Source organism: Mesorhizobium sp. WSM4837, assembly GCF_055811435.1.
The window spans coordinates 1-2,153 of record NZ_JBVVQE010000176.1; the positions used below are offsets into that span (position 1 = coordinate 1).

Annotated in this window: 1 protein-coding gene and 1 pseudogene; one reads left to right on the forward strand and one right to left on the reverse strand. The window is 53.3% G+C overall.

Going from position 1 to position 2,153, the window contains the following annotated elements:
- Positions 1 to 1,619 precede the first annotated feature (1,619 nt).
- Positions 1,620 to 1,853 carry a DUF6429 family protein gene (locus tag AC0L3D_RS36465; RefSeq protein WP_473647509.1) on the forward strand — a complete coding sequence of 78 codons (234 nt, stop codon included), beginning with the start codon at positions 1,620 to 1,622 and terminating at the stop codon, positions 1,851 to 1,853.
- Here the strand turns inward: AC0L3D_RS36465 and AC0L3D_RS36470 are convergent.
- Positions 1,834 to 2,049 (reverse strand): annotated as a pseudogene (locus tag AC0L3D_RS36470) (transposase domain-containing protein); the annotation flags it as partial. The gene AC0L3D_RS36465 and the pseudogene AC0L3D_RS36470 sit on opposite strands and share 20 nt — an antisense overlap.
- Between the last annotated feature and the right edge of the window lie 104 nt (positions 2,050 to 2,153).

A 2,153-nucleotide genomic window follows, 5' to 3' on the forward strand; every position in this document is an offset into this window, starting at 1 on the left:
CCGGAGCAGTGTCGCCAGGGCGCCAAGCGCGGCAAGGTCGACATGCGCAGCAGTAGTGATACGCCAGCTCGCGCTGGTCGGTCCCGTGGGTGTTCCGTCGCTGAGTTGTAAACAGCCTTCATCCGCACAAGGCGCTCGGCTATCGTTCACCCCGCGAGTTCATGCGGAACAAACCCAACCCTGACCGTGTCCGATCATTCGGGGGCAACAACACGATTCGAACTCAGTACCCATTGCAACTAGCGTATGTCTGCAACAAAAACAGGCGGGTGCCATCTATTCAGTTATGCCCTTCATCTTTTTGACAAAAGGGTATTCGTGTTAAGAGAGCATCTCTAGCGCAAAAAAGGCGAATTAAAAGTGTATGGCGATAGTCATATCACAAATTGTAATTTTTATTGGCCTCGGCTTATTTCTTTAATAAAACATTCCAGACACCCGGCGCATACGACGGGTGCTAACAATACATTACGGATTACAGGGCAAACAAACACATGCAAAAGCAAAATAAGCGCACAACACGACAAATAAACGCCAGGCCCAATGTGTACGGCGACTCTGATCATCCCCCCCTTGTCGCGCGCCCCCATGCTACCAAGTTTGGGCCAGCGTCTGTGGTGTGAACAAGGATGAACCACGTGAACCCGCTATCAAAGAGATCAGGCGGCGCAGCATCCGGAGACTGGTTCGATGCGGCCGATGCGTCGCTCAACGTCCGATTAGCCACAAATCGCTCTACATCCCATCGACTCATATAGATGTAGCTGAACACAGGATCGTCTAGCTGGATATTGTGAACAATACAGTAGTTACCCGTGAGGTTTAGGAGCGTAGTAGGATTAGGATTCCAGTATTGAGGGGCATGCCAAGACATCGTGACAAACGTCGGAGAGTTTGCTTAATTACTTTGCGATGGGAGAAGGTGGATAGAACGAATTATGGGAGGGTTTAAATAAGGGAGGAATGAGATTCTTGCAGAATTTAAAAAATTGCTTTCTTCTAGCTGGTCAAACTATTGGCCATTTCGTAAGCGAAGAGTTAAGAAATATCAAGTACGCCCATAGAAAGCCACAGCATCTTTTGGTGTGGAGAACGACAGAATACGACAGCGATGAAGCAAAAGTCTCCTTCGCTCAATAACGATGCAACTCTCGGCAAAGGCAGAAAGGTGACCTTTCAAAATTAAAAAAAGCATAGGTTGCGCTCCACCCACGACCAGCCACTCTCTTTAAGGGGCGTCTTTTCGCGTAGCCGAAATCCGGCTGAGCCAATCATAGCCATCAGTTGTCACAGCATTCCATCCATTCAATTCTGTCTCTTCGAATTTGGTAAGCGGTATCTAATCGAAGCGACGAGTTGCACTGGCCGTTTGGATAGCGGGACGGGCTTCGCCCCGGAAAAGCTTGGTGGTGAAGGTATGTGCCGGGATTGGACAATTTTCGATGTACCCCTCCTCCGGTGACGGCCGCCTTGCTGAGTTAGGCTGAAGGCTGCAAGTCCTAGTGCAAGGACTAGGAGGGCGGTGTCACGTTGTTTGATCAAGGTCGGAACAAGGCGCTTGTGTGGTAACCATCCGGTCTGGGCCGCGGCAGACGCGCGATCTGTGCTAGACTGGGCGGATGGAGATCGACACGGACAAGATCGACGATGCGGTCTTGGCGCTGCTTTGGCTGACGCTGCACAATGAACGATGCGCCTGGAAGAGCTTCGATTGGAATGTGACGGATCGGCTGCATCGGAAGGGGCTGATTGCAGACCCTGTGAACAAGGCGAAGTCCTTGGTCCTGACGGACGAAGGTCTTCAGCGTTCGGAGGAACCATTCCGCGCGCTGTTCACGCGGCCGAGGCCATAAGGATCTGGCGGGGCTGCCAATGCCACGGCAGCAGTTCATGAAGCCGGTTCTGCGGCGTATCGGCGATGCGGGCGAGGACGTCGGCCAGCCAGGCCTGCGGATCGACGTCGTTGAGTTTCGCCGTCATGATCAGCGTCGCCATGGCCGCCGCCCGGGCAGCGCCGCGTTCGGAGCCGGCGAACAGCCAGGATTTGCGGTTATGCATACCTTTTCATAACAGGAATTGGACTAACCCGCTCCGCGATTGCGGAGCGGCAAGGAGGGTGTGTGCCGCCGGCGTGGTGTTGATCGCGTCTGTCG

Coding starts and splice junctions, on each gene's coding strand:
- AC0L3D_RS36465 (WP_473647509.1), top strand. CDS start 1,620: ATGGAGATCGACACGGACAAGATCGACGATGCGGTCTTGGCGCTGCTT.